The organism is Sphingobacterium litopenaei (assembly GCF_014692495.1).
GTDB lineage: Bacteria > Bacteroidota > Bacteroidia > Sphingobacteriales > Sphingobacteriaceae > Sphingobacterium > Sphingobacterium litopenaei.
Window position 1 is genome coordinate 1 of the sequence record NZ_JACOIJ010000025.1, and the last position, 22,736, is coordinate 22,736.

Below are 22,736 nucleotides of genomic sequence, written 5' to 3' on the forward strand. Positions count from 1 at the left end.
GAATCTGATTTAGAACACATCCATTTTCTTATTCGTTATATCCCTCGTGTTTCAATTACTTCTATTGTTCGCAAGTTAAAACAAGAATCTACTTATTACATTTGGCGTTCACCACACAGGTCATTCTTATTTAAACATTTTTGGAAAGAACATACTTTCTGGTCTGATGGTTATTTTGTTTGTTCAATAGGTGAAGCATCTCCTGATACTATTCGTGAGTATATTCTCAATCAGGGTTAGAAGGTACGCTTTTCCAAATACTCATTTTCTTTTAAAGTCATGAGTTCTTTGTCTTGCTTTTTCTTGTCATAATAACCGCATAAATGCAATACGCCATGAATAATCACGCGGTGTAATTCATCTCTTTCGGTTACTGCGAATTTTGCGGCATTTTCACGAATTCTTTCTATAGAGATAAAGATATCTCCAGAGATCTCATCCTGCTGTTCCGAGGAATCAAAAGTTACAATATCTGTGTATGTATCATGATTCAAGTATTGCTTGTTGATGTCTAATAAATATTCATCTGAACAAAATACAAAAGTTAATTCTCCTATACGTCTGAATCCCTCAGATTTGATGGTATCTCCAATCCAAGTTCTAACTTTTGCTTTATCCTTAAGAACAAAATCAATATCTTCTGAAAAAAATGAAATATCTTTTAATGCCATTCTATTAAAATCCTTTTGTATCCATATATGTTTGCAAAATAATCGTCGCAGAAATCGTATCCACCAATCCCTTATTTTGCTTTTTATTCTTTTTCATGCCCGATTGCGCTATAGCCGAGGAAGCCATTTTTGATGTGAAACGCTCATCCACTTCTACAACATTGATTGCAGGAAATTCCTTTTTTAATTTTCGTACAAATCCTACAACATGCTGAGCCGATTCGGAATCTGTGCCATCCATTTGCAGAGGTCTACCAACAACAAAAGTTTCAATTTGCTCTTGTTGCAAATATTCTTTCAAGTATTTAAATATATCATCAGGATGCACAGTGGTCAACGCAGTTGCAATTATCTGTAACGGGTCCGTAACAGCTATCCCAATACGCTTTGTACCATAATCAAATGCCATTAATCGCATAACCTCAAAAATTTTAACAAAGGTACAATTCATTATTGATGATAAAAATCTATAACTTTGGTCGTATATTTTAGTTTTTATGCGATTTATCTTATACCTATTACTATTTCTATTGCCATTTGGAAGCAAGGCTCAAACATATCAGCAAAAGATTGATTCATACAGGAACGAAATAAAATCCAAATTTGAGAAGGATACTTTTGGTCCATTACGTAAAGAAAATATTGGCTATTTAGATTACTATACCGCAAATGAAAACTTTGTTGTTCAGGCAGATGTAGAAATATTGTTCGGTGAAAAACCTTTTCGAATGCCTACTTACGATGGAACTAGCAATGATTATAAGCGATATGCCTTACTTCATTTCGAAATTTTGGGCGAGAAACACACATTAACGGCTTATCAAAGTGCCGCTATATTTCAAAATCCCCAGTATAAAGATTATTTATTCTTACCTTTCATTGATGAGACAAATGAATTTGAGACATATACTGGTGGCAGATACATTGAATTAGATGCATCAAAAGTGGTCAACGGAAAAATTACAATTGATTTTAACAAAGCATACAATCCATATTGTGCATACAGCTCTGGATACAGATGTCCAAAGCCACCAGCAGAAAATATACTTCAAACTCATATTTTAGCTGGAGAAAAAGCATATAAAGGACCAAAGAACGAAAGACCAGTCAATAAAGCTATGGCAAAGAACTTTACAGAAAAAGAAAAAGCCATTATTTCAAGTGGCGATGTAAGCAGCAAAATGCACGTTTACCTAAATACAGATGAGAAAGAATTAGCAATATTAAAGGCTACTTCTCAAGATATTAAGATAGATGACCCATTATTAGAAATTTTGGAAAAAAGAATGCTTGCAACAGTTCAAGCGCCAGAGCATGCAGGTGTGGGCATTGCAGCTCCTCAAGTTGGAATCAATAAAAATTTGATATGGGTACAGCGTTTTGACAAAGCAGGTGAGCCTTTTGAATTTTTTATCAATCCAAAGATTATTTGGCGATCAAAACTAACGCGCCTGGGTGCTGAAGGTTGTCTTTCTATACCTGACAGGCGTGATGATGTTACAAGAAGCTATGTTATTAGATTGCAATACTGGGACAAAAACGGAAATGTTATTGAAGAAAACATTGAGGGGTTTACTGCTGTAATATTTCAACATGAAGTAGATCATCTTTACGGAATTTTATACCCAGATCGTCTAGAAGAACAAGCGGCAAATCAAAAAATAGAGCTAAACGAGAAGTTGAAATTTTCTATTGAAAACGGAAATATAAGACCATAAAAAAAGGCAGCTTTAAGCTGCCTTTTTTATCTTTCCACTAATTTTATTTCATACAATTTTGGCCAAAGCTTACCTGTCACAAATAATCTTTTATTGGCTGAATCATAGGCTATGCCATTAAGTTCATTATTAACTGGAGCTCTTTCAGAATATAATCCCACTAGATTAATACGACCTTCTACTGCACCAGTTTTCGGATCAATAATTACAATTATATCTTCACCATAAATATTGGCATATACTTTACCATCAATATATTCTAACTCATTTAGGGAGTTAACAGGTCCATTTTCATCATAAATACCCAGAGAAGATTCTTCTTTTCCTGTCTCGGCATTTAAAAAGTAAAGACGGTTAGTGCCATCCGACTTAATTAAGCGATTGCCATCGTAAGTTAGTCCCCATCCTTCAAGGCTATTTTCATATGAAAATTCACTTAATTTCTTAAAGGAGTCTTTAGAATAGAAAAAACCTTTCTTTTCTCTCCAACTTAGAAATGCTATTTTATTTCCTACAATGGTCATTCCTTCACCGAAAAATCCTTCTGGTTTTTCCATCTTAAGAATTTTTCCTGAGTTCAAATCTACTTTACGCAGTGTTGTCACCACACCTTCGCTAATTAAATCGTCAGGTGAACCTGTCGTTTCATAAAGAACGCCATCTGCATATTGTAAACCTTGTGTATATGCTTTGGTATCATGAGGATATTCTTTTATTACTTCGAAAGCATAATTTTTTGCAGTGGGTGGTAATACTATTACGTTGCTATAAGCTATATCTTCTTTTCCTTCTGCATATATTTTGGCAGACAATGACCTGTCTCCAAAACCATAATCCTTCGTGTTAAAAACTACACTTGAAGTATCAGTTTTCGTAATAAAGTGCTCTCCATCGATGGAATAAACTACCGAGTCCAAAGATGTAAATGGAATGTTGAGTGTAAGTTTTACCTGTTCTCCAAAAGCTACGCGTTGACCTGATTCTGGTTTTACAAATTCAAATTTTCCTTTTTGTGATTTACAACCTCCAATGGCTATTAAAATAGCTAAGGATAATCCTGATATTAATTTTATGCGCATGTTTTTTTGTTTAATTGCTCCAAAAAGCATCCTTAATTAATTCTATTTTGTCTGAATCTAAATATACTGATACAATATCAAAGCGAATCTCGCCTTCGTAATTATTTACCTTAAGATGCGCTTCTGCGGCTTGAATTAGATTCTTTTGTTTTTTGTCATCCACGAAATTTGCTGGTTCACCAAATAAATTGGATTTTCTACTCTTTATCTCTACAAGTACTAGGTAAATTCCTTCTTTAGCAATAATATCTACTTCCCAATATTTGTAGCGCCAATTTACTTTTAGAATTTCATATCCATTTTTTCGAAGATAATTTAATGCTAAGTTTTCACCAAATCTTCCGGATTCTAGATGCTTAGCCATATCAATATATCTAAGAGTAATGAATGTTTATTTTATTACTATATTTCCTAATAATTGACCTAGCATTTTCTCTGCTTCTTTAAGCTTTTGATATTTATTTAGTTCAATTTCCAGATCTTCTGCTGAAAGATTCTTTTTCATTTCTTCACGCACCTTATGCATTTCACGAGAGAATTTTCGTTTTTTAATCCGATATATTGCTTGGATTACTAATTCTTTTAAATGTTCAATCTCTTGTGTGACATAAATTTTTCGTTTATCATCATTCCAATTGGGACTGATTTCATATTTTGAAGCAATGCAATCAATTGCTAAAGCAGCCACCTCTTTGTCGGGAGAGGATATAAAAAATTTAGCATCTGGTACTTCAAAATTTTCAGCTTGCTTCTGAAATTCTATAATGATTTTATGACATGTGTTGTCCTCAAATTCAATATCATCTAAACTTCCTAATAAATACGGGGCTACAGGAATATCTCCGTCTCCTTCCCAGGTTACGAGTTCTCTTCCGTAATTGAGAAGTATTCGAACAATTTCTCTTTCTTGAAGTAATTCTGATGTTAATTGTTGATTCGTCTGTCCCTGGATTCCTGCTTCTTTTTTTTCATCCTCGGTGAGAAAGAAATCAGCAGGAGGCATATCAGGAGGGAAGTCCACCGCTAATGGAGCTGAAGGTGTTTGATATCCTTTGCTCTGAGCAAATTTCTTATCCTGAGCTTTAGCTTTGCCCAGACGAATTTTGTTTAACTCCGATAAAAGTATACGTTCTTCAATATCTAGAAGCGAACTACATTGTCGTATAAATACCGAAACCTTTATTTCATCGGGAATCAAAGCTATACTGGTAACCACTTCGCGAATAACTTCCGCTCGCTTAATAGGGTCGTCTTTTGCATCCTTCAGCAGTATATTCGTTTTATAAAAAATGAAATCCTCTTGATTTTTTTCTATATATTCTTTGAACACTGAGGAGCCAACTTGTTTAGCGTAAGAGTCGGGGTCATTGCCGTCTGGAAATAGTAAAACCTTTACATTCAAGCCTTCTTCCAGCAGCATATCCGTACCACGCAATGAGGCTTTTATCCCTGCGGCATCTCCATCATATAAGATAACTACGTTTTTTGTGAAACGCGAAATAAGCTTAATCTGTCCCGTTGTAAGTGAGGTTCCCGAAGAAGAAACCACATTTTCAACTCCAGTTTGATGCATAGCGATCACATCGGCATAACCTTCTACCAAATAGCACAGGTCAGCATCCATAATGGCTTTCTTGGCAAAATTTAAACCATAAAGAACATCCGATTTGTGATAAATTTCAGACTCGGGAGAGTTTACATACTTGGCTACAGATTTTTCGGTTTTGAGCGTACGTCCACCAAATCCTATTACACGTCCAGTCAAATTGTGAATAGGAAATATAACACGTCCTCTAAATCTATCGTATAGGGATTTATCGTCGCGCTCTATTGCAAGTCCAAGTTCTGCTAAAAAACTTTCATGAAAACCAGCTTTTTTAGCTTCATCGACTAAAGTTGTCCATTGGTCTGGTGAATAGCCGAGTTCGAACTTTTTAATGATATCTTCACGATATCCGCGCTCTTTGAAATAGGACAATCCAATGGATTTACCAAAATCAGTCTCCCAAAGATTTTGTTTGAAGAATTTGCTAGCCCATTGATTTAAGATATATAAACTTTCTCGTTTGTCTTGGGCAGCAATTTGAGCGGGGCTGCGTTCGATCTCTTCTATTTCAATACCATATTTGTTTCCCAGGTATCGAATGGCTTCTGGATAAGTAAACTTCTCCAGCTCCATAATAAATTTAAGTGAATCTCCACCTACTCCACATCCAAAGCACTTATAAATTCCTTTAGCTACTGAAACGTGAAAGGATGGGGTTTTTTCATTATGAAATGGACAATTCCCTATAAGCGAGGTGCCCCGCTTTTTTAAGTCAACAAAATCCCCTACAACTTCCTCGATACGAGCTGTATCTAATACTTTCTCTATTGTTTCCTTTGCTATCAATTTTCTATCCTTTCAATTGAATATGACGTATTTCAAATTTAGAAAAATAATTAGTCAATCTTCAGAAATAAAAATTAGATAAAATAAAAAAGGTGGAATTGTAGTTCCACCTTATAAAATTCCCTCTTAATATTTATTATTTTATCCTGCTGCTATTGAGGCATCTTTACTAAGATGGTTCAATAAAGAAGGATTTAATATATTACAAGTTCTTAGAAGATCGCGAATAGGATATTTAGCAACTACATCTTGCAATGCAGCTAAATGTTTCTGGTGATGTAAATCGGTTCCTACAAAATCATACATACCTGATTTTAGCATAGTTAATGCGGCAACTTTTACTTCTGTACCGTAATATCTGCTTATTGATAATAGATTTAATTGCAACAAACACCCTGCGTCTTTAATTTGTTTGTACATATCAAAATTATAATGATAGTAATTATAACGTTCAGGGTGAGCTAAAATAGGTTTATAACCTAAATTATGAATGTCTAAAATAGTTTGGAATAAAGCTTTTGATTCAGCTAAATAGGACATTTCAATAAGGACATATCCACCTGGCATCACACATAAATTGTCTTTTGCAATTAGTGGAACTATACCATCATCTATCATATGTTCTGCCGCCGCAAAAATTTTAGTTTTGCTCCCTTTTTGTGACAATGCTTCACTTAATGATTTATAGGCTTCATTAATCGTTGATTTGTTATTGGGATGTACACCATCCATGATATGTGGTGTACAAATAAAATTTTGAAATCCAAATCCATTTAATCCTTTTATCAAATCTAATGATTCGTCTACTGATGGACTACCGTCATCAATCCCTGGTAATAAATGGTTATGCATATCCACTTCTAAAAAAGAAAGTTTCCCTAAAGATCTAACCTTATCACCTTCCACTTTTTTAGAACCAAATATTTTAGAAAAAAAACTCATAATATAATTTAACAAATTAAATTAGGCAATTTAAAATTTTTAGCGCCTTAATTTTTAATTACCCTATCATTAGGTATTAGGCAATTTCCATGCCATGTCTCATTAATAATGTTAAAATATGTCACAAAAATACTATATGAATAGTTTTGTTACAGTATAATAATTTTTTTTATTAAGTAAATGTAGGTATATGTTTACATGTTTATGGAGAAATAATACGCTCATTCTTTGGACAGTTAGAGAAGGTCATTTGCTAGAAGATGCTATTAAATTTTGTTCAAAAATGGCTTATATTTTTATGCTCATAATGCCAATTTTCCAGAAGAATATAGATCTTTAGCTCCTCGCAAATTAAAAGCGGACTTATTTATCGACGATAGAAATTTTGGAGGACTTCCCGATTGGCACTTCATTTATCAATCTATTCAGCATAAAAAAGCGTTAAATTTACAATTTGATTTAGAACTTTCATCTAGACCTGCTAAAACAAAAAAGGGATGGTTGTTTTTCACATAATATACGATATACGTTTTATATACTTTCTTATTATAATTTTCTTGTTTATTGCTTGTAATTCTCAGAGTGAGAAAGGGACTTCATCGACTGTGGATACTTCTAACAATATTCAAACAACTATACATAGCCCAGAAGCACAAGAACTACGGATTCAATCTTTTTGGGATAAGTTTGATTTTGAGGATAAAGGCCGAGCTACTTCTGCAGATTATGGAGAACAGCATTTTGTAGATTTTATTAATCTCTTTGCTCATGTGCCCAAAGAGAAACAAAATCTAGTAATTAAAGATTTTTTAGCCAAGGTTTGGCCAAAAAGAATAGAGTGGGTGATTTAGCAACAGATTTTAAATATTATGCTGATGGTAAGGTCAATAATTTATATGATCTCAAAAGTAAGTTTATAATTCTTTTTTTCTATGAACCGGGTTGTCCGTATTGTGAAAGTGCAATGGCTATACTTAAGAAGGATGAAGACTTTTCTAAGCTTCTTAATATAAATGTAGTTTTATTGGCGATTTATCCTGATGGTGAAAGGAAAATTTGGGAACAATATGCTGAGAATATTCCGAATTATTGGATTAATGGAATCGACTTGGAGAAGACCATATTAAAGAGGTCGTTATATGATTTGAAGGCTTCAACAACTATTTATTTGTTAGATTAAAATTAGAAAATCTTATTAAAGGACACTGATTTGCCTAAATTATTAACGTATTTGAGAACATTGGATACAAAATAAAAAGCACGATTTGCATCGTGCTTTTTATTCTAATTATTTTATATTAAAATCTTTCGAATTGAGAGAAGAAGAAGTTACCTTCGATTTCTGCATTTTCGTTAGAATCTGATCCGTGGATAGCGTTAGCATCAATAGATTTTGCGTATTTGTTACGGATAGTACCTTCAGCAGCATCAGCAGGATTAGTCGCACCGATCAATGTACGGAAGTCTTCAACAGCATTGTCTTTTTCTAAGATAGCAGCAACGATAGGACCTGAAGTCATAAAGCTTACTAATTCACCATAGAAAGGTCTTTCTTTGTGTACTGCGTAGAAGTTGCCAGCAGTTTCAGTAGATAACTGAATATATTTCATTGCTACGATTTTGAAACCGCCTGCAATAATGTCGTTTAAAATAGCACCGATGTGACCATTAGCTACTGCGTCTGGTTTGATCATCGTGAAAGTTCTGTTAGTTGCCATAACGTATTATCAATAAATTTGTTGCAAAGGTACAGAAAAAGGAAAAATTATAAAGAAATATTATAATGAATATTCACTACGCTTATTTGTAAATATTTCACGTCCCAAATCTTATTACTAACTTTGTGATATGTCAAAAAATCTGCAAGTTACAATTGATAAGGATTCAGGCTTTTGCTTTGGGGTTGTCTACGCTATTGATATGGCTGAAGAAATTCTGGAGCAGGATGGCTATTTATATTGCTTGGGCGATATTGTCCACAATGATGAAGAAGTTGCTCGCTTAAAGGCAAAAGGTTTAAGAATCATTAATCATGATGTTTTGCCATCTTTGCAGAATGAAAAAGTGCTTATCCGTGCTCACGGTGAGGCGCCTGAAACTTATAAAATCGCACTTGAAAATAATATCACGTTAATCGATGCTTCTTGTCCTGTAGTACTGAAATTGCAGAATAGGATAAAAACTTCGTATGATGAGGATGAAAAAATCTTGATTTTCGGAAAGCATGGTCATGCAGAAGTTATAGGATTGCAGGGTCAAACCAATAATGAAGCTATTGTATTTCAAGATATAGCTGAATTAAATCAAATTGAACTCCCAAGTTCATTTACCTTATATAGTCAAACAACTAAAAGTGTTGATAAATTCTATGCTATAAAGGATGAATTGCTAAAGCGTGGATATGATGTTAAGGCAAATGATACAATTTGTCGTCAAGTGTCTAACCGTTATGAAGATTTGAATGATTTTGCTCGAGGTTATGACAAAATAGTTTTTGTGTCGGGTAAGAAATCCTCTAATGGTAAAGTGCTTTATGATGTATGTAAAGCTGCCAATCCAAATTCTTATTTTATCTCGGGATCAGACGAGTTAGATTCTTCAAATTTTAATGAAGGAGAGACTATAGGTATCTGCGGAGCTACGTCTACTCCTATGTGGTTGATGAAAGAAGTGAAGAAAGCACTTGAGCAATTCTAATACTAGTCATGTTATTATCATTTTCGATAGCCTACTAATGGCTGATATAAATTTTGTTTATTTTTGTACCAATGAATAATCAAAGAAAAAAAGGTGTTTTATTGGTGCAATTAGGGACACCTGATGCTCCTTCTGCTCCAGAGGTTAGAAAATATTTAACAGAGTTTTTGATGGATGGCCGTGTCATCGATATTCCTGTTTTAGGAAGAAATCTATTGGTAAAAGGTGTCATTGTACCTAAGCGAGCCGCTAAATCTGCCGAAACTTATGCTACAATCTGGGATGAGGTAAACGGCTCCCCTTTGATGTATTATTCAAAACTCCAACAAAAAATGCTTCAAGAGCAATTAGGAGAGGAATATCACGTGGAGCTAGCTATGCGTTACCAAAATCCTTCTATTTCATCCGTATTGAAAAAAATGGAAGGGATGTTTTTGGAAAGCATTAAAGTAATTCCATTATTCCCACAGTATGCCTCTGCTACATCGGGCTCGGTAATTGACAAAGTGATGGAGATTATGCGCACCTGGCAATATATTCCTAAAGTGTCTTTTGTAAGTAGTTTTTGTGAAGATGATTTAATGATCGAAACCTATGCTGAACATGGTATGCGACATGATGTGGATTCATTTGATCACATATTGTTTAGTTATCATGGACTTCCAGTTCGTCAGTTGGGAAAAGTTGATCCTACAGGAGGATTAAAATGTCCGGATACGGGTTGCGATGCCTGCAAAAAAGCCACAAATCCATTCTGTTATTTATCCCAATGTTATGCCACATCTAGAGCTATAGCAGCTAAAATTGGTATCTCAGAAGATAAATATACAGTTTGTTTTCAGTCTCGTTTGGGTAAAACTCCTTGGATTCAGCCCTACACATCTGATGCCTTGCATGATTTAGCAAACAAAGGCGTTAAGAAATTGTTAGTGTTTAGCCCTGCCTTTGTTTCGGATTGTATCGAGACGCTGGATGAAATACAGGTTGAATATGCCAATGAATTTAAAGAGTTAGGTGGAGAAAAAGTCGTGATGGTGGAAAGTTTAAATGATGATCCGAGATGGATCCAATCACTTAAGAGATTGGTTCTTTCTAATTAATATTCTGTGATGCTAATATTCAATGCTATTCTATTATTTATTTTAGATTTCTATATTTTTTTTGCTCTACGATCTACTAAAATTGATTTTGTAAAGCAAAAATGGTTTACTTGTATATGGTGGGGGTATTCTATTGCGCTGTATATAGGCCTGTTTATTTCCTTTAAGTTCAGTATACCTTTAGCATATCGATCTATAATACTTGTAGCCTTCTTTATGACTGCTGTTAGTAAATTTATTTATGTAATTATATTATTATTAGATGATTTGCGTAGAGGTGGGGTATGGATTTCTAGATTAGTAAATATTAAGAAAGAGAAATCGGTTGAGGAGAATATTGAAGAATTAGAAAAGCCTTTACCTGAAAAAAACGAAGATGCTATATCGCGATCAGAATTTCTTCTTAAATCCGGAATAGTGATAGCTTCATTGCCTATATTTCCATTGGCTTGGGGTGTCTTGTCATCGCCTTATGATTATCAAATTCGAAGACAAAAGTTAATCTTACCTAATTTGCCAAAAGCTTTTCATGGCCTTAAAATAGCACAGATATCAGATATTCACTCTGGATCTTTCTATAATAGAAAGGCAGTATTGGGAGGAGTTGAAATGTTGTTGGGTGAAAAACCTGATATGATATTCTTTACTGGAGATTTGGTAAATAATGTTGCAAGTGAAATGCGTGATTATCAAGATATTTTTTCCAAACTTCATGCCGACTTAGGAGTATTTTCAGTACTGGGTAACCACGATTATGGGGATTACTATTATGGTAAAGAAGATAGTCAAGCTAAGCGCAAAAATTTACAGGATGTTATAGCTACTCATAAGATAATGGGGTATGATCTTCTAATGGATGAAAACAGAACTATAAAAGTAGGTAATGAAGAAATATCTATAGTTGGAGTGCAAAATTGGGGTACAGGCCGTTTTCCAAAGAAAGGTGATTTAAAAAAAGCATTGATAGGGACAGAAGATAAATCTGTTAAACTATTGCTCTCCCACGATCCCTCACATTGGAGAGCAGAAGTATTGAATACGGATGTGGATGCTATGTTTGCTGGTCATACGCACGGTATGCAATTCGGTGTTAGAGGTGAAAATTTTCAATGGAGTCCAGCTCAATATATTTATAAAGAATGGGCAGGATTATATACTGAAGGTCAAAAGCAATTGTACGTAAATGTTGGATATGGTTTCTTAGGTTATCCAGGAAGAGTTGGCATTCTACCCGAAATCACTATTTTTGAATTGGTATCAGCATAAGCTATAGAATTAGTAATTATATACAAACAAAAATCCCTCTAAATTTTTTTTAGAGGGATTTTTAAATTTATAAAGATAGTATTTCAACTATTCGTGTTAAGTTGGTGTTGACTTTATCAATATGTTTGATTGCTTTACTAAATGGAGTGAAATTTACTTCTCCATGTATCAAACCAGCCATTTCACCACGACGGCCTGCAATCAGACCCTCTACAGCAGCAACGCCTAGACGACTTGCCAATACGCGATCCATACAAGAAGGCTTACCTCCACGCTGAATATGTCCTAAGATGGATACACGAACATCATAGTGAGGGAAATTCTCTTTGATTTTATCTGCAACAACTAATCCGCCTTCATCATCTCCTTCCGCAACGATAATAATACGTGAGGATTTATTTTTACGTGTGCTATCCAAACGTTTCATGATAGCATTGTAATCCACTTCCAATTCAGGGATAAGCACAGCTTCAGCTCCCGTACTGATACCGGAACGTAAAGCAATAAGTCCTGAGTCGCGACCCATTACTTCAATTACAAACAGTCTGTCATGAGATTCTGCCGTATCGCGAATTTTGTCGACAGCGTCAACTACAGTGTTGATTGCTGTATCATAGCCGATCGTAAAATCAGTCCCAGCTAAATCGTTGTCGATGGTACCAGGTAGACCTATGATTGGAATATCAAATTCTTCAATGAATTTGGATGCTCCCGTAAAAGTGCCATCACCACCAATTACTACTAAAGCATCAATACCTAATTTCTTTATATTCTCATAAGCCTTTTTACGGCCTTCATATGTTCTGAATTCGTCACTACGTGCCGTTTTCAATATTGTACCACCTCGTTGGATAATATTTGCTACTGATTTAGCATCCATTGGAATGATGTCTCCATTTACAAGACCATCATATCCTCTTTTAACGCCAAACATGTTTAGACCATGATATATACCTGCACGAACTACGGCACGAATACCGGCATTCATTCCTGGGGAATCTCCACCAGATGTCAAAACTGCTATATTTTTAATTTCACCCATATATACAAATATATCAATATCGGCCTAAAATTTATTGTTTAAATATTTTTATTTGCTTGATTCTTTTACTTTAAATTGATCTAGTGCAGATTGAAGAAAAGCTTCATACTTGTCGATATCATATACAGCGCCACTTGTTGGAACTAATAATTCTCCTTGAGTATCTAGTAAAGCATACAACGGTTGTGAATTGCTCTCAAATCTGGTGATTTGCAAGTCTGCATTGCGTTTGCTGACTGTATTGACGTTCTTTCCTGTTTTTGGGGAAATATAATGTTCACTTTCTGGCAGCGTCAAGACTTTATCATCTACATACAATTCCACCAAAATAAACTCCGTGTTGATTAAGTTTTTGATTTTAGGCGAGCTCCACACTTCAGCCTCCATCTTGCGGCAGTTTACGCAGTTCCAGCCTGTAAAATCGACCAAAAGAGGTTTGTTTTGTTCTTTAGCAGCAGCTAAAGCTTCTTCGTAATCGTAATAAGGATCCATGCCTTTTATCGTTGCTTTGCTATGGAAATAGGTGTAATGCTTGCGTGAAGAAGCATCAGCATGTGCTGTAGTGTTTGAGGATGTAATACCTGAAGTAAGATCAAAGTCCTGCGTTCCTACAGGAGGCAAGAAAGCTGAAATGGCTTTCAATGGTGCGCCCCACATTCCAGGAATCATATAGACCACAAAAGTGAAAACCAATATGGCGATAATCGTACGCGGCACTGACAAATAATCTAATGTACTGTCGTGTGAGAATTTAATTTTGCCGATTAAATATAGTCCCAACAACCCGAAAATCACAATCCATAAAGCTAAATACACTTCTCTGTCCAAGAAATTCCAGTTGTAAGCCAAGTCTACATTCGACAAGAATTTCAAAGCTAAAGCCAGTTCTAAGAATCCTAAAACCACTTTCACACTATTCAACCATCCTCCAGATTTAGGTAATGATTTCAACATAGATGGGAACATTGCAAAAAGCACAAAAGGAATTGCCAGTGCGCTGGAGAAGCCTAACATTCCGATAGCGGGTCCCAAACGTTCTCCACGCGTAGCCGCTTCCACCAACAAAGTTCCAATAATAGGACCAGTACAGGAGAAAGAAACCACAGCCAAACTAGCTGACATAAAGAACAATCCAACCAATCCTCCCTTGTCTGAATTGGCATCGATTTTATTGACAAAAGAACTTGGCAAAGTAATTTCAAAAGCTCCTAAGAACGAGGTCGCAAATACCACGAGCAATAAGAAGAAGAAGAAATTGAAAATACCATTAGTGGACAGTTCGTTTAAGGCTTCCGGACCAAAAGCAATGGTAATCAACATGCCCAGAGCCACATAAATCACAATAATAAACAAGCCATACATAAAAGCCTGAGATATAGCTTTAGAGCGAGAACCTGCTTTTTTTGTAAAGAAACTTACTGTTAGAGGAACCATTGGGAAAATGCAAGGCATAAAGAATGCTGCAAAACCGCCCAATACACCAGTAATAAATATACTCCAAAGGGAAGAATCTTCAGTCTTGGCATCGTCCGATGCAGGAAGATTCGTGTGTAGTGAATCTACTTGCGTACTGACTTGCTCGGCGCTATCTAGGGGTTCCCCGTCCGAGAAAACGATATCAGTTGTGTCGACTAACTCCGTATTACCATCTGTGAATTCTACATCATCAAAATTGATTAATGTGTCTTGTGCAATAGTTTTATTTGAGAAACTAAAAAGTACAATGAGGAAAAAAGAAAACAAGTAGGTTTTCATTATTATAAATAAACTTTGATAAGCGGTAAAAATAAAAAAAAAGGCAGTTAAAAACTGCCTTTTAAATATGTTGGTATCTAAATTTTACTTTATTGCTACAGTGAAATTATATTCATCTGGTGGCAAACATTGGCTTTTATCACAAGCCATATATTCTACAGTACCACTTACTGTTGCTTGTTTGCCATTTAGCTTAACTTTTTGTTGGAAAATAACCTCATTTGTGAAATAAGGAACATTCATTTTAAATATTTCCTCGTATTTTGTTTTTGCTTTTACGCTCTCAACTGGCTTTCCGTTTAATGCAAAATCTTTAGAATTTTTGAAAGCAAATGTTGTTGAAAGAGGACCTCCGTCAGGAACATTTTGTCCGTAGATGTGCCAGCCATTTTGGATAACTGCTTTGATCAATACAACCGCTTCTTTACTATTAATTTTTTTTGAAGCTACTTGCCATTTAACAGGAGACTGAATCTGTGCGAAAGCAGCAGACATTGTCATTACTAAGGCTACTAATAATAAACCTAATTTTTTCATATTATAAAATGTTCAATTTTCAATTCTGCTTTTAAGACTATTCTACGGTCTAAAAGTTTAATGCGAATTTACACTTTAAAAAAAATAAATAACAAGTAAATTATTTGTTATAATATATAAGATATACCTTTTAAATCGACTTTGTGCAGGATATTGTCGATTTTAATCTGGAGTAAACCATCGCCTTCTACTTTGATTATTTTACCTTCCACAATATTTCCTTCGAAATCGTAGGAGTGCATCTCATTTTTTCTGAATAATTTATTGTTATACTCTTCTATTAATAAATGACTGTTTTCCAATGAAAGTAAGGTATAGTGCTTTATTTGCTGTTGAATTTTTTTTACTAAATCTATGATTTCGATATGTAGATTGTAACTTTCTAAAGCAAGAGAAGTTGTTTTGTGAGAGATTTCTTCCGCAAATTCTTGTTGGAGCACATTTATTCCTATTCCAACAATACTGTTTGTTATATATTTCCCAGAGATTTTGTTTTCGATTAATATGCCAGCCACCTTTTTATTCCCGATAAGAATATCGTTTGGCCACTTTATCGAGATATTTGGAATCTCTAAGGTCTTTAAAGTGTCATAAACCGCTAAGCTTGCTATTGTAGTTAATAGAAATTGATTAGAAATTTCTAACTTTTCGGGGGAAATCAAAAAGCTCGCTGTCAAATTTTGGTTTGGTGCGCTTTTCCATTGGTTTCCTCTTTGGCCTTTTCCAGCTGTCTGATTTTTTGTCATTATGACAGTGTACGGTTGAAGTGGCTTGACTTTTGACAATAGTTCTTTGAGATAATCATTTGTAGAAGGCAATTCTTCAAAAACAATTATGTTAGTTGGGTTAGAATCTTCAAAAAATGTGTTATTTTGCAAAGGATAAAGATTAAAATTACGCAGTAAAACTATAATATTTCTTAATGAGTAAAAAGAAAAATTCAGAATTGTCTAACAAATTGGCAGATGTTGTGGTGTTCGGCATGCAGGAAAAAAAAGCAAGTGAAATAGTGAAGATGGATATGCGCGAGATAAATTCAACCCTTTCTGATTATTTCGTGGTTTGTAACGCTGATAGCAATGTGCAAGTCAACGCTATTGCTAAAAGTGTAGAAGATGAAGTTTATAAAGCTTTTGGTCACGATGTGTGGCACAAAGAAGGTCAAGGAAATGGTGAGTGGATTTTGTTAGATTTTGTTGATGTGGTAGTTCATATTTTCAAAACCGAAGCACGTGACCGTTATCGCTTAGAAGACCTTTGGGGCGATGCCAAAGTTGAAAATTTTAAAAGTGCTTAGTATAATTCTTAGATTAGATACGTTAAATATATAATGAAAAAAATTCCGAGTAAAAAGGTAACTCCAACCCCGCCCAAATTCAATATGATTTGGATTTACATTGCTGTGATAGCGGGTTTCTTTGCATTAAACTTCTTATATAGTAGTAATGCAACAAAGGAAATTACCTATGAAAAATTTGAAAAAGAGATGTTGCTGACAGGCGATGTCGAAAAATTAGTTGTTTATAAAAAAGGTACGGGTGATTTCGTGGAGGCTGAGGTTTACATTAAGCCAGATAAGCTTAAAAATGATCCAAAATATAAGGATGTTGCTCCAACTGATAATAAAATTGGAATTGGTGTCTCTCAAGGACCACAATTTGTATTTTCTGAAGCTTCATCCTCAATTTTAACTCAAAAATTAAAGGATTCGCAAGAGAACCTACCAGAAGGAACACCTAAAATCTTTGCACAAGGTTTTGAAGAGCGTTCGAATCCATGGGGCAGCATAATTTCATTTATTCTTCCTTTAGTTATTATTATCGCTATTTGGATGTTCTTAATGCGAAGAATGGGTAGCGGTGGTGCTGGCGGTGGTCAAATCTTCAACATCGGTAAATCGAAAGCCCAATTATTTGATAAAGAATCGCAGATAAATATTACTTTCAACGATGTTGCTGGTCTTGAAGAAGCCAAAACTGAGGTGATGGAAATCGTGGATTTCCTGAAAAATCCAAAAAAATATACTGATTTAGGGGGTAAGATTCCGAAAGGAGCATTACTTGTAGGTCCTCCGGGAACAGGTAAAACATTGTTAGCTAAAGCCGTGGCAGGGGAAGCGCAAGTTCCTTTCTTTTCGTTGTCAGGTTCTGATTTCGTAGAAATGTTTGTTGGGGTAGGAGCTTCACGTGTTCGTGACTTATTCAAGCAAGCAAAAGAAAAGGCGCCGTGTATTATCTTTATTGATGAGATTGATGCTATTGGTCGTGCTCGTGGTAAAAACTCCATTATGGGTGGAAATGACGAGCGTGAAAATACATTAAACCAATTATTGGTAGAAATGGATGGCTTCGGAACGAACTTAGGAGTTATCATTCTTGCTGCTACAAACCGTTTGGATGTTTTGGATCAAGCATTACTACGTCCCGGACGTTTTGATAGACAAATTTCCATTGATAAGCCAGATTTAATTGGGCGAGAGCATATCTTCAATGTGCACTTAAAACCTATTAAGTTAGCCGAAGAAGTAGATGCTAAAAAATTGTCCGCTCAAACTCCAGGTTTTGCCGGGGCGGAAATTGCCAATGTTTGTAATGAGGCCGCTTTGATTGCAGCACGTAAAGGGAAACCTTCTGTGGATATGCAGGATTTCCAAGATGCGATTGACCGCGTTATTGGTGGACTTGAGAAGAAAAATAAAATCATTTCTCCAGAGGAGAAAAAAATTGTGGCTTACCATGAGGCTGGTCACGCTATTGCGGGATGGTTTTTAGAGCATGCAGATCCATTGGTAAAGGTTTCTATCGTTCCACGTGGCGTTGCTGCGTTGGGATATGCTCAATATCTTCCAAAAGAACAATTTTTATACACTACTGAGCAGTTAATAGACAGTATGTGTATGACAATGGGAGGTCGTGTCGCTGAAGATATTACGTTTGGTCGAATCAGTACAGGTGCTCAAAATGACTTGGAACGCATCACTAAATTGGCTTATGCCATGACTGCCGTATATGGTATGAACGATAAGGTCGGTAACGTTTCATTCAACGATAGTTCGGGTGAATCACAATTCCAAAAACCTTATTCTGATCAGACAGCACAGCTGATTGATGAAGAAGTTAGGAATTTGATATCAGCGGTATATGATCGTACAAAAGAATTGTTGTTAGAAAAACAAGATGGATTGATTAAGATTGCGGAGAAATTGTTGGAAAAAGAAATTTTATTCCAAACTGATTTAGAAGAAATCTTAGGTAAGCGTCCATTTACAAATAGAACAACTTACGATGAATTCGTGAATGGTGGTGCAGATGGTGGAGGTGTTCCACAAACCGAATTACCATTACCTCCTTTGCCTGAGCAAACTACTCAGCCAGAGGTGAGTTCATCACAAGTGAATGAAGAAAAAAAGTAAGCAATAAGGTGTGCCGCCAGGTACACCTATTTTATTTTTGAAATGAATATCCGTAATACTACAGCTAAAGAGAAGATGCTTAAAAGCATTAGACAGGCTTTACTTCAAAAGCGTGATAATCCGCATCCGGATTTTGAAGATTCTCCATTGTATAAAGATGAGGAAGATGGTTTGGATGTAACGTTTGCAAGAGAATTTACAAATGTATCCGGAAAATTCATCTATTGTGATGGAGAAATAGCTGTGATAGAGAATCTAATCGCATTAGTGGAAGAATTAGGCGTGAGTAAAATATTTGCGTGGGAACCCGAAGTACAAGAGCTGTTAAAAACGTACGGATTCCCTTTTCTGCGTACGGATAATGATTTCGACAAGGCTGAAGTAGGTATAACCACCTGTGAATCGCTAATTGCACGCAATGGCAGTATTATGATTTCGAACGCGAACGCAGGCGGTCGTCGATTAAGCATTTATCCACCTGTACATATTGTTTTTGCAAAAGCCTCACAATTAGTAATGGATATTCGTCATGCGATGAAGGCAATTAAGGAAAAATATGGTAATGATTTACCTTCTATGATCACCACAATTACTGGACCTAGTCGCACTGCTGACATTGAAAAAATGTTAGTATTAGGTGCTCATGGTCCTAAAGACCTCTATGTATTTCTGATTGAAGACCGATTTTAATTTTTATGATTCAAGACTATATACTACACACTCCAGTTGCGAGTTTTATATTTGCCATTACTGTAGCTTCTAGCATTTATGCCTTTTCCAATCCTGAAATTTTAGGAAGAATGATGCTCCATCCATATAGCATTCAACGTGATAAGAGTAAAGCTTATACAATATTCTCAAGCGGTCTCGTTCATGCTGATTGGGGACATTTATTGTTCAATATGATTACTTTCTATTTCTTCGGTTTTGCATTAGAAAGTTATTTTGTTGCCGCAAATGGAAGCGTAGGACATTTTTATTTTGCTATTCTTTATATTGTTAGCCTAGTTTTGAGTGATATTCCTACGATTATACAACAAAAAAATAATCCAAGTTATTTCAGTTTAGGAGCATCTGGGGCAATATCTGCAGTTTTGTTTGGTTTTATTTTGTTCGAGCCTAAAGCTATGCTGGGCATATTTATGATTATACCTATGCCTGCTTATCTTTTTGCAGTCTTGTATATTGGTTATTGTATTTGGGCTTCCAAAAATTCGAATGATCGTATTAATCACGATGCCCATTTATTTGGCGCATTAGCTGGTTTATTAATTACTATACTGATTCATCCGTGGATTATTAGACATTTTATAGATCAGTTCTAATATTTTTATCCTGCCCAACTTTCGCGGTCTAGACTTCTGAATTGGATAGCTTCTGCGAGATGTTCCTAAGACAATTGGAGCTCACATAAGGAAAAAAAGGTTGGATTTGAAATTATTACAATAGGATGTTGCCAAAATTTTCAATGTCAGTGAAGATTGTATAACATATTGGGAGAATAATCGCAGTGAACCTCAGATGAAGTATTATCCTCATATAATTAAATTCTTGGGCTATTATCCCTTTGGACTAGATCTATCTACATTCAAAGGAAGAATGGAAGCGTTTAGATTTATAAATGGCCTTAGCCAGAAGCAATTTGGAATCTTAATGAAAATTGATCCAAGAACTGCTCTACAATGGGGAAAGGGGCAGGGGAATGGTCTTAAGAGGGGCGAAATGGAACAGTTTTTAGCAAATTATAACTTTAATATAAATGAATATTAGCTGTTTTTTAATGAAAAATTCTATAATGGAAAAACACAACAGCTGCAATTGTATCGTCCGTTTATAGGTTTACAAAATGGATATCAATTGTTATTCAAATCAATAGGGCCCTAACCATTTCTGATTAAGGCCAAAAAAACAACTAATAAACAATTGCCACCTATAACTTTTAGATTATTAATTACTGATTATTATAGTTCCACAATCCGAATAGCAAAGCCACCGCCAGGTGCAGATCTTTGTTTTAATTTACTTTTATTATTTATTTTAAGCTTTTTTATCACATAAGCCTGGGGATTGGTTTTGTAATGAGCATCTGGAGCATCAGCGTAGATCGTAGCTTCATATTTTTTGCCCGTTGTTAAAAAACCAAAATCCAAGATAGATTCATGTCCTTTCTCCCCGCTGACATTCCCGACAAACCATTCATTTTTACCTTTTGATTTACGGGCTATCGTTAGGTATTCTCCCGGTTCTGCTTCGAGATATTGGCTACTGTCCCAATCGACAGCAACATCTTTGATAAACTGAAAAGCATCCATAAAACGCTCATAATTCTCAGGGAGGTCGGCTGCCATCTGCAATGGACTGTACATGGTCACATACAATGCCAGCTGGTTGGCTAAAGTAGAATTGACATGGGATGTATTCTTAGGATTGATCTTTTGGATGTCCATCTCAAAGATGCCCGGTGTATAGTCCATCGGTCCTCCGATAAGCCGTGTAAAAGGTAAAATGGTAACATGGTTTGCATGGTTACCCCCGAATGCCTGATACTCTGTACCACGTGCAGACTCATTACCGATCAGATTGGGCCAGGTACGCGATAAACCTGTCGGACGTACGGCTTCATGCGCATTGACCATGATTTTATACTTAGCAGCTTTCTCCAAGGCGTATTGATAATGGTTATTGATCCACTGGCTATAATGATATTCGCCTCGGGGAATAATATTGCCTACATAGCCACTTTTGACAGTCTCATAACCATTGTCTTTCATAAATCTATAAGCGCTATCCAAATAACGCTCATAATTGCGGACTGCTCCCGAGGTCTCGTGATGCATAATCATCTTAACACCCTTTTGCTTGGCATAATCCCGGACGCCTGCCAGATCAAAATCGGGATACGGCGTGACAAAATCAAACACATGATCTTTAGCATTGCCAAACCAATCTTCCCAACCAATATTCCAGCCTTCAACTAATACGCCATCAAACCCGTGTTTTGCTGCGAAATCAATGTAACGTTTTACATTCGCCGTCGTAGCACCATGTTTGCCATGAGGCTTCACTTTGCTATAGTCAGTTTCACCTAGATGTATACTAGGAAGTTCATAGGTATAGGACCACTCGCTCTTTCCGGTAATCATCTCCCACCATACACCTACATATTTAGTAGGCTTTATCCACGAAGGATCTTTAATTTTAGTGGGCTCATTGAGGTTGAGCGTCATCCGGGAGGACAAAATATCCCTGGCATCATCGCTCACCATAATTGTGCGCCAGGGGGTCTGGGCAGGGGTCTGCAAATTGCCCTTGGTCCCATTGGCATCGGGTGTCAGCCAAGATTGAAACACAAAATTTTTGTCATCCAGATTAAGATGCATACACGCATAATTAATTAAAGCCGCTTCGTGGATATTGATATATAGCCCGTCGTCACTTTTCATCATCAAAGCCGTCTGTACACCTGTAGGCGAAAATGGGGTCTGCGAGGCATTGGGCGTAATCGCTTTGGCCATCAATCCTCTGATCTCAGACAGACGAGACTTGGTGTAATCATACTCCTGGGTGTCGTAATCTCCTGGAATCCAAAAGGCTGTATGATCGCCATTCATTGCAAATTGCGTTTTTTCCTCCTTTACAACGAGATAAGTCATCTCCTTTTGCTCGGGAAATTCGTAGCGAAATCCTAAACCTTGGTCAAATAACCTGAAACGGACCACAAGTTTTCTTTTGGACGTTTTCTGTTGCAAGCTAATGGCTAGTTCGTTGTAATAGTTTCGAATCTCACTTTCTTCGCCCCAAACAGGATTCCAGCGTTCATCAACATGTTTGCTTTCTTGTGCCATCTCTTCAAACTCGTCATACAGTGAACTGGATAACTGTTCTCCATTGCCTTCTCCTGCCCCTGAAAAGTCAACTTTCTTGGTATTGCCGGTCAATTCCAATCCTAACTTACTGGGTTTGATTACAGCTTTGCCTTTATAACTCAAGGTATACGTCGGTGTACCTGATGCATCCAATGAAAACTGAAGTTTCAATTTTCCCGAAGGCGAAAGCAGCTCTTGGGCTTGCAGTCCTAAAGTGATTAAAAATAAACTCATCAAGAGCGTCGTTTTCTTCATTTTT

25 protein-coding genes are annotated in these 22,736 nt (G+C 35.9%); 13 read left to right on the top strand and 12 right to left on the bottom strand.

Annotated features, from left to right (window positions below):
- Positions 1-240, top strand: a 240-nt coding sequence (gene tnpA / locus H8B04_RS12215; protein WP_190302536.1) for an IS200/IS605 family transposase, incomplete at its 5' end; no start/stop codon positions are given.
- Here the strand turns inward: tnpA and ybeY are convergent.
- Both ybeY and ruvX read right to left on the bottom strand, forming a co-directional pair.
- Complete coding sequence (gene ybeY / locus H8B04_RS12220) at positions 237-671, bottom strand: rRNA maturation RNase YbeY (protein WP_165292553.1); 435 nt, start codon at positions 669-671, stop codon at positions 237-239. The genes tnpA and ybeY overlap by 4 nt on opposite strands.
- A 4-nt stretch (positions 672-675) precedes the next feature.
- Entirely contained in the window at positions 676-1,089 is a 414-nt protein-coding gene (ruvX, locus tag H8B04_RS12225; protein ID WP_190302537.1) for a Holliday junction resolvase RuvX, read from the bottom strand.
- Positions 1,090-1,168: 79 nt separating this feature from the next.
- Between ruvX and def the strand changes: the two genes are divergently transcribed.
- Positions 1,169-2,389, top strand: coding sequence for a peptide deformylase (gene def, locus H8B04_RS12230; RefSeq protein WP_190302538.1), 1,221 nt, complete (start codon positions 1,169-1,171; stop codon positions 2,387-2,389).
- 26 nt (positions 2,390-2,415) lie between these two features.
- Here def and H8B04_RS12235 read toward each other — a convergent pair whose 3' ends face one another.
- The 4 genes from H8B04_RS12235 to H8B04_RS12250 all read right to left on the bottom strand — a co-directional run bounded on the left by H8B04_RS12235 (position 2,416) and on the right by H8B04_RS12250 (position 6,802).
- Positions 2,416-3,468 (bottom strand): glutaminyl-peptide cyclotransferase, encoded by a 1,053-nt coding sequence (locus H8B04_RS12235; RefSeq protein WP_165292555.1) that lies wholly within the window; start codon positions 3,466-3,468, stop codon positions 2,416-2,418.
- A gap of 10 nt (positions 3,469-3,478) precedes the next feature.
- On the bottom strand, positions 3,479-3,832 hold the full coding sequence (locus tag H8B04_RS12240; RefSeq protein ID WP_190302539.1) for a YraN family protein: 354 nt from the start codon (positions 3,830-3,832) through the stop codon (positions 3,479-3,481).
- Positions 3,833-3,859: 27 nt separating this feature from the next.
- A complete protein-coding gene (gene dnaG, locus H8B04_RS12245) occupies positions 3,860-5,860 on the bottom strand; it encodes a DNA primase (RefSeq protein WP_190302540.1) in 2,001 nt (666 codons plus the stop codon).
- Positions 5,861-6,001: 141 nt separating this feature from the next.
- The gene (locus H8B04_RS12250) at positions 6,002-6,802 is read right to left on the bottom strand and encodes a tyrosine-protein phosphatase (protein WP_223815407.1); all 801 of its coding nucleotides are present in this window, start codon (positions 6,800-6,802) and stop codon (positions 6,002-6,004) included.
- A 273-nt stretch (positions 6,803-7,075) separates the two neighbouring features.
- Here H8B04_RS12250 and H8B04_RS12255 point away from each other — a divergent pair, with 273 nt between their 5' ends.
- The 3 genes from H8B04_RS12255 (at position 7,076) to H8B04_RS12265 (ending at position 7,982) form a co-directional block, all read left to right on the top strand.
- Positions 7,076-7,318 (top strand): hypothetical protein, encoded by a 243-nt coding sequence (locus H8B04_RS12255; protein WP_190302541.1) that lies wholly within the window; start codon positions 7,076-7,078, stop codon positions 7,316-7,318.
- 89 nt (positions 7,319-7,407) lie between these two features.
- Complete coding sequence (locus H8B04_RS12260; RefSeq protein ID WP_190302542.1) at positions 7,408-7,653, top strand: DUF5106 domain-containing protein; 246 nt, start codon at positions 7,408-7,410, stop codon at positions 7,651-7,653.
- Positions 7,641-7,982, top strand: coding sequence for a redoxin family protein (locus tag H8B04_RS12265; RefSeq protein WP_190302543.1), 342 nt, complete (start codon positions 7,641-7,643; stop codon positions 7,980-7,982). Before H8B04_RS12260 ends, H8B04_RS12265 begins: the two co-directional genes overlap by 13 nt.
- Positions 7,983-8,100: 118 nt before the next feature.
- Here the strand turns inward: H8B04_RS12265 and H8B04_RS12270 are convergent, their stop codons facing one another.
- A complete protein-coding gene (locus H8B04_RS12270) occupies positions 8,101-8,520 on the bottom strand; it encodes a nucleoside-diphosphate kinase (protein ID WP_165291715.1) in 420 nt (139 codons plus the stop codon).
- 130 nt (positions 8,521-8,650) lie between these two features.
- On the opposite strand from H8B04_RS12270, the gene H8B04_RS12275 reads away from it, so the two are divergent.
- The 3 genes from H8B04_RS12275 to H8B04_RS12285 all read left to right on the top strand — a co-directional run bounded on the left by H8B04_RS12275 (position 8,651) and on the right by H8B04_RS12285 (position 11,865).
- Positions 8,651-9,499 carry a 4-hydroxy-3-methylbut-2-enyl diphosphate reductase gene (locus tag H8B04_RS12275; protein ID WP_190302544.1) on the top strand — a complete coding sequence of 283 codons (849 nt, stop codon included), beginning with the start codon at positions 8,651-8,653 and terminating at the stop codon, positions 9,497-9,499.
- Positions 9,500-9,570: 71 nt separating this feature from the next.
- Positions 9,571-10,599: a ferrochelatase gene (gene hemH / locus H8B04_RS12280; protein ID WP_190302545.1), complete on the top strand. Its 1,029-nt coding sequence runs from the start codon at positions 9,571-9,573 to the stop codon at positions 10,597-10,599.
- A 9-nt stretch (positions 10,600-10,608) separates the two neighbouring features.
- A complete protein-coding gene (locus H8B04_RS12285) occupies positions 10,609-11,865 on the top strand; it encodes a metallophosphoesterase (RefSeq protein ID WP_190302569.1) in 1,257 nt (418 codons plus the stop codon).
- A gap of 67 nt (positions 11,866-11,932) precedes the next feature.
- Here H8B04_RS12285 and pfkA read toward each other — a convergent pair whose 3' ends face one another.
- The 4 genes from pfkA to H8B04_RS12305 form a co-directional block, all read right to left on the bottom strand.
- Entirely contained in the window at positions 11,933-12,907 is a 975-nt protein-coding gene (pfkA, locus tag H8B04_RS12290) for a 6-phosphofructokinase (protein ID WP_190302546.1), read from the bottom strand.
- Positions 12,908-12,955: 48 nt separating this feature from the next.
- Entirely contained in the window at positions 12,956-14,662 is a 1,707-nt protein-coding gene (locus tag H8B04_RS12295) for a protein-disulfide reductase DsbD family protein (RefSeq protein ID WP_190302547.1), read from the bottom strand.
- 84 nt (positions 14,663-14,746) lie between these two features.
- A complete protein-coding gene (locus H8B04_RS12300; RefSeq protein WP_190302548.1) occupies positions 14,747-15,199 on the bottom strand; it encodes a protein-disulfide reductase DsbD domain-containing protein in 453 nt (150 codons plus the stop codon).
- A 107-nt stretch (positions 15,200-15,306) separates the two neighbouring features.
- The gene (locus tag H8B04_RS12305) at positions 15,307-16,077 is read right to left on the bottom strand and encodes a biotin--[acetyl-CoA-carboxylase] ligase (protein WP_190302549.1); all 771 of its coding nucleotides are present in this window, start codon (positions 16,075-16,077) and stop codon (positions 15,307-15,309) included.
- Between the two features lie 44 nt (positions 16,078-16,121).
- Here H8B04_RS12305 and rsfS point away from each other — a divergent pair, with 44 nt between their 5' ends.
- From rsfS to H8B04_RS12330, 5 genes are all read left to right on the top strand, one after another.
- On the top strand, positions 16,122-16,496 hold the full coding sequence (gene rsfS / locus H8B04_RS12310) for a ribosome silencing factor (protein WP_190302550.1): 375 nt from the start codon (positions 16,122-16,124) through the stop codon (positions 16,494-16,496).
- 33 nt (positions 16,497-16,529) lie between these two features.
- Positions 16,530-18,611, top strand: a complete 2,082-nt coding sequence (ftsH, locus tag H8B04_RS12315; RefSeq protein ID WP_165291724.1) for an ATP-dependent zinc metalloprotease FtsH — start codon at positions 16,530-16,532, stop codon at positions 18,609-18,611.
- A 42-nt stretch (positions 18,612-18,653) separates the two neighbouring features.
- Positions 18,654-19,301: a LutC/YkgG family protein gene (locus H8B04_RS12320; RefSeq protein ID WP_165291725.1), complete on the top strand. Its 648-nt coding sequence runs from the start codon at positions 18,654-18,656 to the stop codon at positions 19,299-19,301.
- 5 nt (positions 19,302-19,306) lie between these two features.
- Positions 19,307-19,936, top strand: a complete 630-nt coding sequence (locus H8B04_RS12325; protein ID WP_190302551.1) for a rhomboid family intramembrane serine protease — start codon at positions 19,307-19,309, stop codon at positions 19,934-19,936.
- 274 nt (positions 19,937-20,210) lie between these two features.
- Positions 20,211-20,381 carry a hypothetical protein gene (locus H8B04_RS12330; protein WP_190302552.1) on the top strand — a complete coding sequence of 57 codons (171 nt, stop codon included), beginning with the start codon at positions 20,211-20,213 and terminating at the stop codon, positions 20,379-20,381.
- A 191-nt stretch (positions 20,382-20,572) separates the two neighbouring features.
- On the opposite strand, the gene H8B04_RS12335 is transcribed toward H8B04_RS12330, so the two are convergent.
- Positions 20,573-22,732 carry a glycoside hydrolase family 97 protein gene (locus H8B04_RS12335; RefSeq protein ID WP_190302553.1) on the bottom strand — a complete coding sequence of 720 codons (2,160 nt, stop codon included), beginning with the start codon at positions 22,730-22,732 and terminating at the stop codon, positions 20,573-20,575.
- Positions 22,733-22,736 lie beyond the last annotated feature (4 nt).

Coding starts and splice junctions, on each gene's coding strand:
- H8B04_RS12295 (WP_190302547.1), bottom strand. CDS start 14,662: ATGAAAACCTACTTGTTTTCTTTTTTCCTCATTGTACTTTTTAGTTTC.
- H8B04_RS12335 (WP_190302553.1), bottom strand. CDS start 22,732: ATGAAGAAAACGACGCTCTTGATGAGTTTATTTTTAATCACTTTAGGA.
- def (WP_190302538.1), top strand. CDS start 1,169: ATGCGATTTATCTTATACCTATTACTATTTCTATTGCCATTTGGAAGC.
- H8B04_RS12325 (WP_190302551.1), top strand. CDS start 19,307: ATGATTCAAGACTATATACTACACACTCCAGTTGCGAGTTTTATATTT.
- H8B04_RS12275 (WP_190302544.1), top strand. CDS start 8,651: ATGTCAAAAAATCTGCAAGTTACAATTGATAAGGATTCAGGCTTTTGC.
- H8B04_RS12240 (WP_190302539.1), bottom strand. CDS start 3,832: ATGGCTAAGCATCTAGAATCCGGAAGATTTGGTGAAAACTTAGCATTA.
- H8B04_RS12300 (WP_190302548.1), bottom strand. CDS start 15,199: ATGAAAAAATTAGGTTTATTATTAGTAGCCTTAGTAATGACAATGTCT.
- pfkA (WP_190302546.1), bottom strand. CDS start 12,907: ATGGGTGAAATTAAAAATATAGCAGTTTTGACATCTGGTGGAGATTCC.
- hemH (WP_190302545.1), top strand. CDS start 9,571: ATGAATAATCAAAGAAAAAAAGGTGTTTTATTGGTGCAATTAGGGACA.
- ftsH (WP_165291724.1), top strand. CDS start 16,530: ATGAAAAAAATTCCGAGTAAAAAGGTAACTCCAACCCCGCCCAAATTC.
- H8B04_RS12270 (WP_165291715.1), bottom strand. CDS start 8,520: ATGGCAACTAACAGAACTTTCACGATGATCAAACCAGACGCAGTAGCT.
- ruvX (WP_190302537.1), bottom strand. CDS start 1,089: ATGCGATTAATGGCATTTGATTATGGTACAAAGCGTATTGGGATAGCT.
- rsfS (WP_190302550.1), top strand. CDS start 16,122: ATGAGTAAAAAGAAAAATTCAGAATTGTCTAACAAATTGGCAGATGTT.
- ybeY (WP_165292553.1), bottom strand. CDS start 671: ATGGCATTAAAAGATATTTCATTTTTTTCAGAAGATATTGATTTTGTT.
- H8B04_RS12330 (WP_190302552.1), top strand. CDS start 20,211: ATGGAAGCGTTTAGATTTATAAATGGCCTTAGCCAGAAGCAATTTGGA.
- H8B04_RS12235 (WP_165292555.1), bottom strand. CDS start 3,468: ATGCGCATAAAATTAATATCAGGATTATCCTTAGCTATTTTAATAGCC.
- H8B04_RS12250 (WP_223815407.1), bottom strand. CDS start 6,802: ATGAGTTTTTTTTCTAAAATATTTGGTTCTAAAAAAGTGGAAGGTGAT.
- H8B04_RS12320 (WP_165291725.1), top strand. CDS start 18,654: ATGAATATCCGTAATACTACAGCTAAAGAGAAGATGCTTAAAAGCATT.
- H8B04_RS12285 (WP_190302569.1), top strand. CDS start 10,609: ATGCTAATATTCAATGCTATTCTATTATTTATTTTAGATTTCTATATT.